Origin of the sequence: Microcoleus sp. K5-D4 (genome assembly GCF_036704575.1) — a bacterium.
In the GTDB taxonomy this organism is placed as follows: domain Bacteria; phylum Cyanobacteriota; class Cyanobacteriia; order Cyanobacteriales; family Microcoleaceae; genus Microcoleus.
The window spans coordinates 36,039-45,483 of record NZ_JAUBSD010000054.1 but is presented as its reverse complement, the minus strand read 5'-3'; the positions used below and the strand labels follow the sequence as shown (position 1 = coordinate 45,483).

7 protein-coding genes and 1 pseudogene are annotated in these 9,445 nt (G+C 45.6%); 5 read left to right on the top strand and 3 right to left on the bottom strand.

All coding sequences use genetic code 11. From position 1 onward, the window contains the following. The first annotated feature begins 217 nt into the window (after nt 1-217). Nucleotides 218-481, top strand: coding sequence for a prevent-host-death protein (locus QUA77_RS17720; protein ID WP_333202989.1), 264 nt, complete (start codon nt 218-220; stop codon nt 479-481). A 260-nt stretch (nt 482-741) separates the two neighbouring features. Here the strand turns inward: QUA77_RS17720 and prfC are convergent, their stop codons facing one another. Next, a complete protein-coding gene (gene prfC, locus QUA77_RS17715; protein WP_333041436.1) occupies nt 742-2,370 on the bottom strand; it encodes a peptide chain release factor 3 in 1,629 nt (542 codons plus the stop codon). 102 nt (nt 2,371-2,472) lie between these two features. Between prfC and QUA77_RS17710 the strand changes: the two genes are divergently transcribed. Continuing rightward, entirely contained in the window at nt 2,473-2,817 is a 345-nt protein-coding gene (locus QUA77_RS17710) for a DUF4870 domain-containing protein (protein ID WP_333041435.1), read from the top strand. A gap of 765 nt (nt 2,818-3,582) precedes the next feature. On the opposite strand, the pseudogene QUA77_RS29360 reads toward QUA77_RS17710, so the two are convergent. Both QUA77_RS29360 and QUA77_RS17705 read right to left on the bottom strand, forming a co-directional pair. Beyond that, nucleotides 3,583-3,863: pseudogene (locus tag QUA77_RS29360) on the bottom strand (DUF2127 domain-containing protein). A 308-nt stretch (nt 3,864-4,171) separates the two neighbouring features. After that, nucleotides 4,172-7,132: a CBS domain-containing protein gene (locus QUA77_RS17705; RefSeq protein WP_333451500.1), complete on the bottom strand. Its 2,961-nt coding sequence runs from the start codon at nt 7,130-7,132 to the stop codon at nt 4,172-4,174. Between the two features lie 316 nt (nt 7,133-7,448). On the opposite strand from QUA77_RS17705, the gene psbZ reads away from it, so the two are divergent. The 3 genes from psbZ (at nt 7,449) to QUA77_RS17690 (ending at nt 8,980) form a co-directional block, all read left to right on the top strand. Then, nucleotides 7,449-7,640, top strand: coding sequence for a photosystem II reaction center protein PsbZ (psbZ, locus tag QUA77_RS17700; RefSeq protein ID WP_190735314.1), 192 nt, complete (start codon nt 7,449-7,451; stop codon nt 7,638-7,640). A 220-nt stretch (nt 7,641-7,860) separates the two neighbouring features. Next, a complete protein-coding gene (gene ribH, locus QUA77_RS17695; RefSeq protein WP_333041433.1) occupies nt 7,861-8,451 on the top strand; it encodes a 6,7-dimethyl-8-ribityllumazine synthase in 591 nt (196 codons plus the stop codon). 388 nt (nt 8,452-8,839) lie between these two features. After that, nucleotides 8,840-8,980, top strand: a complete 141-nt coding sequence (locus tag QUA77_RS17690) for a hypothetical protein (protein ID WP_333041432.1) — start codon at nt 8,840-8,842, stop codon at nt 8,978-8,980. The last annotated feature ends 465 nt before the right edge of the window (nt 8,981-9,445 follow it).

The following is a 9,445-nucleotide window of genomic DNA, read 5'->3' as shown; positions in this document are numbered from 1 at the left end:
TGCAACTAGATTTTTGGGCGACGCGGGCTGCCTCCTCTACAAGCAAGCAACCTCTCACTTCAAAGCGTAGCCGCAGAGGGGGCCAGCCGTCAACCGATTTTAGATTTTAGATTTTGGATGTTAGATTTTGGATTTACTCGTTACCAGCGTCAGCGGCTGGAAACCAGTTAGTTGGGCCGAAATGCTAAATTAAAAGTAATGTTGCTTTAGTAAAACCATGTCCAAACGACTCACCATTGCCCAAGCACAGCAGCAGCTTCCAAACCTACCGCAAGAACTTATCAATGAGCCTATCATCATCACTCAAGATGGCGTTCCCGTTATGGCTGCAATGAGCTACACGCATTTGACTGAACTGTTAGAAACCTTAGATATTCTCACCGATACAGAATTCGTTACCAAATTGCGCCAAAGCATCACCCAAGCACGCCAAGGCGAAACTATTTCCTGGGAAAATGCCAAAGCAAAATTGGGACTATGAATCACGAAGATTCAGGACACGGCGCCCTGTCTATTTGTATCAACTTAAGCTGCGAACGTACTCATAGACTGCTGCTTTTCTCCGAGGCCAGATCCCCCCTAGCCCCCCTTAATAAGGGGGGGACAAGATTCCGATCAAAGTCCCCCTTCTTAAGGGGGATTTAGGGGGATCTGGCCTCAGCTATAAACGAGAGCTCAAAAAGTTTTCAGGCGATTGTTGACACATATCAACTATTCCGCGTCCCTACAAACCAATCATCATCACTCCTCGCTAACAGCCAAACCCGAAACCACAGGGGCGATCGCATTTAACTTCAAAACAGGATGATCCCCTTCCACCTGTCGGCAATTCCACTCATTTCTAAACAGCAAAACCGGCCTTCCCCAAGTATCTTTCACCGTCACCGTATTAAACAGCCGCCCAACTTTTTCTAGCGCCTCCCAACCGCCGTCAACCCAACGAGCTACACTGTAAGGCAACATATCGATCGTCGTTTCCACATTATATTCCGACTGCATTCTGAACTGCACAACTTCAAATTGCAACTGTCCGACAGCAGCCAAAATTGGCTCGCGTTTCGCCTCATCAACCGAGTACATAATTTGCACGGCGCCTTCTTCCTGCAACTCCGAAACGCCTTTGCGGAACTGCTTAAACTTAGAAGGATTGGGATTTCTCAAAAAAGCAAAAAGTTCGGGAGAAAAACAGGGAATCCCTTCATATTCCAGTTTTTGACCTGTGTAAATAGTATCGCCGATCGCAAATACTCCCGGATTGTTCAAACCGATCACATCGCCCGGATACGCAACCTCGATCGACTCCCGATCCTGAGCAAATAACTTTTGAGGCCTTGACAAACGCACCGTTTTACCGCTGCGAGCGTGAGTCACGTTCATGTCCTTTTCAAATTTGCCCGTACAAACCCGAATAAACGCCACCCGATCGCGGTGTCTCGGGTCCATATTCGCTTGCAATTTGAACACAAAACCGGTAAAATCTTCATAAGTTGGCGGCAAATCTCCGGCGGTGCTCTTGCGGGCGATCGGCTTCATAGCGTAATCTAAAAACGCATCTAAAAACAGTTCGACCCCAAAATTGCTCATGGCGCTGCCAAAGAAAACAGGCGTCATTTTTCCAGCCCGAACGGAGTCTAAATCGAGTTCAGTTCCTAACTCATCCAGCAGTTCTAACTCTTCTTTGAGCTGATAGTAAAGGTCTTGTTCCAACAAATCTTCAATGCGCGGATCGCCCAATTCAATGACAGTATCAACAGCAGCCTGAGAACCGTGTTTAGTCCGCTCGAATAAGTGAATCTTGCGCCCTCTGCGATCGAAAACACCTTTAAAGCGATCGCCCGTACCTATCGGCCAATTTACCGGATAAGTCTGCAACCCCAATTCCTTCTCTATTTCGTCCAACAAATCCAAAGGATCTCTGCTAGGGCGATCGAGCTTATTAAAGAAAGTAAAAATAGGCAAACTTCGCAGCTTACAAACTTCAAATAACTTCCGAGTTTGGGGTTCCAAACCCTTAGCAGCATCCTCAAGCATCACCGCATTGTCAGCAGCCGCCAGAGTTCGATAAGTATCTTCGCTAAAATCTTGGTGTCCCGGAGTATCGAGCAGATTAATGTGATATTTTTTATACTCAAACTGCAAAACAGTAGAAGTAATAGAAATTCCCCGCTGCTGTTCCATCGCCATCCAGTCCGAGGTAGCGTGTCGCTGAGCCCGCCGCGCTTTCACAGAACCTGCTTCGTGAATTGCACCTCCGTACAGCAGCAGCTTTTCTGTCAAAGTAGTTTTTCCCGCGTCGGGGTGCGAGATAATAGCAAAGTTGCGCCGGCGCTCAACAGCAGTTAGCAATTCAGTTTCGAGTTCTGTTGTCATCACAAATTAGGTAGGGGAATCATCACCCGATCGCCATTATAGCCTGTGCTACAGTTGCTATTAAAGGTAAAATTATCACTAAAGTCAAGGAAGAAAACTAATATGTACGACTCCGACAAGCGGAAGCTGCTATCACTGGTGTGCCACGGGGCGATTTTTTTCAGTACGTTACTGTTCTCAATCGGTGCTCCGATCGCTGTATTGTTAGTATCAGATGACCCCGTTGTCAAAGAAAACGCCACAGAAGCCATCAATTTTCACCTTAATGTATGGGTGTACAGCACCGTGATTGTGGTGTTAACTGTCGTCACTTTCGGTCTTGCTGGTTTTATCTTAGTGCCCCTAGGTTATCTGCTGCACTGGGGACTGACAATAATGGCTATCCTCCACGTTTTGCAAAATCCTAACCAACCTTACCGCTACCCTTTTATTTTCCGAATAGTTTAGACAGCAAATCGCGCTTCACCATTGATTTCTACAACCCGATTTCTTTAAGAAGAAACCGGGTTTTTAATTGTTTTCTAACTCACAATAGTGCAACATCTCTGTTTAAACTTACATCTTGCACCATTTTCAAGAACAGGCAAGATGCCTGTTCCACAAGAGATGAATTTTATTGTGGAACAGGCAGCTTGCCTGTTGTTCCTAAACAAGTAATTGAAAATGGTGCAACATCTCAGTTTAAATGAATGTGGGTAGCTCGATAAGTGATGCCGAACCCTCATCTGCCTAAAGTCGCAATGGTGTCTTCACCCTGTTGCAGGGCTATTGCTGAGGCTAAGTTGATCTTCAGTTAATGCCGGTTCCCAAACTATCCTAAAGCCTTTGGGTTATTTCGCGGAGTTAGGGCGGATGTTCGATCGCTCCGAACCATCATTTTTGCTTTAGCTGTGCTATTTTTGCATCTGGCGATCGTTTTATTGAAATTGTCCACCAATTCTATCTCCACCAGGAGTCTTAAAACTTAATACAATATTTTTCCAATAAAAATCCCGCTCTTGTGGAACGGGAAAGCCATCAGGGTGCATCTATATATATGTCAGTATAACTCATAGGGGGTATAACCCCTCGTAGCTTTATCGAATCTTTACAATCACAAAATTTTTGTAAAGATTGAGGTTTTTATTTGACTGATCAGCCGTTTTATGAAATTAAAATGGAAAATGCTGACATTTATAAAATCAAGTGAGTTTCCTCTGAATAATCCAAACTTTAAGCTCCTTTACCATGCTTCGGCCAATGGTGGAGCAAATACCATAAGATGGCTACATTTGTGATAAATACCGCTAACTTAAGTACCGTGACCCCGTGAACTAATTCATATATTTCAGGGGGTATACTGATGCTTACCAGCACTAAAACTAAGATTTTTTCCAGTCTTTTTCGTACCAGAAACCGACGGCTTCAACAGCAGTTAAGACTGCATAAAGTGCTGCGGCAAGTCCTCTAAGTAGGAAGTTTTTTGGTTGGAGAATTAGAAGTTTTCCTAAGATGAATTAAATTATTTTTAGCTTGCTTTTTAACAAATAAAACTGCTAAAATTTTTCTCGGACTTGCTGATTGTTTAATGCAAAAAGCAAAGCAATTGAAGTTAATGCCAAGAGGGAAGCCACAAATGTTTCGTAAAGGACAATTGCGATTAAAGCAGGAGCGTGATGTTTCTTCACCTTAATTCTCGAAATATCAATAATATGCGATCGCCTGGTTAGCCTGTTTGGGATTGCAAACTAAAAATTTAGTAGAGTGCGTCAGCAATTAGCTAATCAAGTAGAGAAAAAATAACCCCTGCTGACACAGCTTACTAAGTTTGAGGATAACGTTGTGCTAAGAAAGAGATAGCAGCAGCCCGATCGCCCAAATCGCCATCCAACCTCGCCGCCAACAAATCATCCAACATTCGTTTAAACCCAGGCCCCGGCTTATAACCCAAAGCCTTTAAATCGTTGCCATTTAAAGGCGGTTCAACATTCGCCCATCTGGTGAGATATTCCCAGATTTGGCGGCGTGCACTTCGCGGACTTTGTAGGGCGATCGCAATTAACACCGGGAACTCATAATTTCTCAACAGCAGCACCAATTGACTCGGCAACTCGCACTTAGGCAAATTCTCTGCTAACTCGTTCTTTCCGGCTTCCAAAACTTCCAACCGCTTAATGCTGTCAGCGGGTAACTGAAGATTTGCAGCCACCTTGCCGCGATATTCCGGGGCTAAATAAGCTATCAAAACTTCCAGCCGCATCTGCCAATCGGGAATATTGATAATGGGGAATGGGGAATTGGGCATCGGGGATTGGGCATCGGGAATTGGGAATTGGGAATTGGGAATTGGGAATTGGGAAGTGGGGATAGTTTGTTCCTTCTTTCCTCTTCCTTCTTTCTTTTTCCCTCTTCCCTCCTCCTTCTTCCTGACCTCATTTACATCCGTTACATCCGTTACATCCGTTACATAATCCGTTGCCGAACCTTCCTTCTTCCTTCCATTCAAACACCGATCGAGCAAACGCAGTTGCCGCCACAACTCCCGATCCAACTCCAAACTAGGATGAATGCAGCGCAAAGCCTGCAAATCTCCCAGCATTTGCAAAGCAACTTTCCAGTAGGGGGCTTGCAAAATGTATTTCAATTCGCTTTTGAGCCGAGTTTCCAAAGCCGGAGCTCGGCCGTTTTCCCCCTGAATTCGGTAATAAATCCCGCTGGCCAAAGCGTTGCGGATGTATCCTTCCGTCTGCGGCTCAATTTCAAATCCCAACCGCACCGCAAACCGCACAGCGCGATAAATTCGCGTCGGATCTTCGATAAAACTATTGGCGTGCAAAACTCGAATTTGCTTCGATTCCAAGTCCAGCAAACCGCAAAAAAAATCTAACAATTCGCCGCTGCGAGGAACACCCAACCGCACAGCCAGCGCATTAATTGTAAAATCCCTGCGGTACAAATCTTGGCGAATTGAACTCGCTTCAACTTCAGGATTTGCAGCCGGATAAGGATAAAATTCAGTACGAGCAGTCGCGATATCCACCCACAGCGACCCAAAAGCAGAGTCTTTGTGCCACAAAAGCGCGGCGGTTTGAAATTGACCGTGAATGTCCAAACGCGATTCGGGGTAAAGTTTTTGCAGCGAGGAAGCTAACTCGACACCAGCACCGGAATCGTCGGAACCGCACTTTCCATCCACAACCAAATCGATATCTGTTAGCGCCAGTGTATCATCCGTGGCTAAGAGTAAATCCCGGACTGCTCCACCCACAATATAAAGTTGCCAGCCGCGATTTTGGGCAATATTGGCTGCGATCGACAATAATTGCCATAATTCGGGACTGATGCGCGATCGCAACAACTGCTCAACCGATTCGGGCACGGGACAATTAGAAAATTCTGCATTGCTTCCCCTGTCTCGCGCTTTTTGCTGGTGCAATTCCCGCAAAACATCAGTCCGAGTCACAATTCCCACCAGTTGACCGTTTTCCAATACTGGCAAGCGCCCGATATCGTATGTCACCATTAAAGATTCTATTTCCGGCAGCAAGGTATCTGGAGCGATCGTTTTTAGCTGCGGAGTCATGTAACCCTTCACCGGGGCGTGACTGAAACCGTGGTGCAGGGCAATGTCAATGTCGCGGCGCGAGATAATGCCAGCCAGTCGATCGCCCGAATCGACCACAGAAAGCCCCGAATGTCCGTAACGTAGGAGGATACGGTGAGCTTCCCCCACCGAGGTTTCCGGGCGAATACTCCGCACAGGAGACGACATTAATTCGCGGGCTGTCGGAGGGTGGGGAATTTGAGTTTTGAGTTCGTCAGCTAACTGATTTAAAGTCAGCAGGGGGTCAACATCGCGGGTGGCGAGGGAAGCGGCGCGGGCGTGGCCTCCGCCGCCGAGGGGTTTGAACAATTCGCTGAGGTTTGTTCCTTCGATTCGCGATCGACCGATAATAGTTAATCGATTGGAAACTGGCGATTCGGGAGCGATGTTGCGGTTGTTTTCGTTTTCGCCAAATTTATAAACATTACCTAACAGCAGAGCATCGGTTTCAGTTAAATCGAGCAAGCGAGAAGCCAGGGAAGAAAGCCCCGGAACGTAGGATTCAGTAGATAGCAGCACCCAGGCTAGGCTGTAACCGTGCAAAGTTTCCGATCGCAAATTATTCAGCGCTTCTCTCAGCAAATCTTGCAATTGAGGAGACAAACCGGGTTCTACATATTCAGCGATTACCCCCAAACTCGCTCCTTGTTCCATCAACCAGGCCAAAGCCATTGCATCTCGCGCAGTTGCGCCCTCAAAGGTAAGGGAACCTGTATCGACGTGGATGCCGAGGGCCATGACTGTTGCTTCCGAAGGCAGCAGGCGGAATGGTGTGTCGCTGTTTTCTGCTTGATTTTTGAGCTTTTCGACAATTAATGTCGTGCTGGCTCCGACTGCTTCGATCTGCGTAACAGTAGCGGGAATGTCTAAATCGGCCTGTAGGTGATGGTCGAAAACAGCAATTTCGCTCACTTGTGGCAAATCCAGCCACTCGGCGGCTTTTCCCAAACGATCGCGCTGGGAGGCATCAACTATAGTAATCGATCGAATTCGTTGCGGATTGACCGATCTGCGTTCAATCAGCGGGTACTCGTCGCGGTGTAGCGCCAAAAAATCCCGCACTGTCGGATGACACCCGCCCGTCAATACGATCCTGCTACCGGGGCGCAGCACGCAAAGTCCCACCGCCGCCCCCAAGGCGTCAAAATCTGCTGTTGTGTGGCACAAAACTAAGTCCATAGCCGAAAATCCCGCATCTCTAACTCAAACAGTAGCAATTTCTCGCCCTTTGAAACCGGATGTGTCGATCGGGCTTTAAGTTAACCTTTCCAGTTTTCTGTGCTGTAGCGAACAATGATAAAATTGATAAAAATCTTAAGAGCCGCTGACGCCTGTTCGCGCAACGCCCGAATTTGCCTGGGTTCTTTCGTATCAATCAACCGACAATTTCTCGATCGACTATCGGGAAACTGTCAAAAACTAGAATTTGGAAGATTTTTTTCGGTTCTGGGAAACTATTTCCGATCAACGCACGGTTATATCGAAAGGAGAAAAGATGTTATCAATTCTGTTTCAAGTGGTTTTACTGGGTCTGGTACTGCTGTCTTTTGTGATGGTCGTTGGCGTGCCAGTTGCTTATGCCTCTCCCCAAAACTGGAATCAGTCTAAATCCCTGATTTATGTCGGGTCGGGTCTCTGGTTTTTGCTGGTTATTGCAGTGGGTGTATTGAACTTTTTAGTCGTTTAATTTCACCCAACTCTCTCGAAGAAAGAAGGTAAAAGATAGAAGGCTGAAGGCATTTACCAGCGATTGAAAGGCATTCGGCAGAAGCTAGGAATTTTCCAGACCGCGCGACCCTGTATGTTTTTGCACTTGAGATTCAGATGAGATGCTGCTGCTTTCTGACTTTTGCCTTCTCACAAACAAAAATCTAAAATCTAAAACCTAAAATCTAAACTAGAGCACTATGACTGTTTTCGAGGGAACTTTTACTCACACCGAATCTTTGCGGTTTGCTATTGTCATCGGTCGTTTTAACGATTTGGTGGTTAACAAACTTTTGGAGGGATGTCAAGATTGTTTGAAACGCCACGGGGTTGATATTAATCCTCATGGCTCTCAGGTGGACTTTTTTTGGGTTCCAGGAAGTTTTGAGATTCCTTTGGTGGCGCGTCAAGCTGCTCTTTCTCACCGCTACGATGCGGTAATTTGTCTGGGTGCGGTAATTCGGGGTCAAACTCCTCATTTCGATTTTGTGGCTGGTGAGGTTGCTAAGGGAATTGCTGCTGCTGCTTTTCAGACAGGGGTGCCGGTGATTTTTGGGGTGGTGACGACTGACACGATGCAGCAAGCTTTGGAAAGGGCTGGAATTAAAAGCAATTTGGGCTGGAATTATGCGATGAGTGCTTTGGAAATGGGCACTTTGATGCGCCAAGTTAAGGGTTTGGGAACACACTCTTACGGTCACTTAGCTAGTGGATCTGCTGCTCAAGTGCTTTCGGGCGAAGCCAATCTGGCGATCGCCCCTGATGTATCATCGGATCAAATCCCCACGTAAGTTCGGCTAGCAGTATTTTTAAGCTAAAAAAACATCAAGATTTGCATCGGGAAAAATCTTAAGACTCTTGTGGGGTGGTAATTATGCCCGCCCCCAAGGTAAAAATTACACTCTGGGCCATTGGTAACAAGTTAAGCTAAGAAAGCATTTGTCAATCAGCAATTATGCTCAACATTTACTCGGATTTTGGGCATAAAACTGAGATTTGGGCGATCGTGCGATCGTGCCGAGGGTGATATTTATACCTACTTCCTCTCAAATCGTGAATTTTCCACTCCTAAAAAAGCTGTTTTTTTGAGTAATATTACTGATTGACAAATGCAATTAAGTTTTAACTTGTCACCAATGAACCGGAAATGATATTAGACCCATATCTTGCCAATGGGAAATGGCCACTTTGATGCGTCAAGTTCATGCTTGGGACGGAATTTCTGACGCTTCATTACCTGAGTCTGCTGCTGTTCAAGTGCTGTCGGGCGAAGTAAATCTGGCTATAGCCCCCGATGTATCCTCAGATCGAATACTGTAATTTCTACAAGGCATATTTTGCCAACAACGGCCACTATTCCGAATTCAGATTTTGACACGTGGCAGCATTTGATTCACTTTTTGTTCTGCAACACATATACCTTTCAAAGACTGATATCCTCCTAAACTGTTGAATAATGTGGAATATCTAGATTATCGTCTATTCCCAAAGAGGTATTATGGGATTTTTGTGTTGAATAAGGTTGAATCAATATCAAAAATTCGTTATCTTAACTGAAGTGTAAGTATTGAGGTTCTCTAAACTCGCTCCTGGCAGGGATTTCAGTATAAATGCTGTAGCAGGATAAGTATTTAACCTCTTCTTAATAAACAGCCCTGAAAACAGCTTTATAGATTAATTGTTCAGATAATATTGAATGACAATATTGTCAAGCGAATGCCTAGAAAGCTTTTCTGCTAAGGTATTCAGCGTTTTTGCCGTGACCTGAATACTTACAGTTACTTA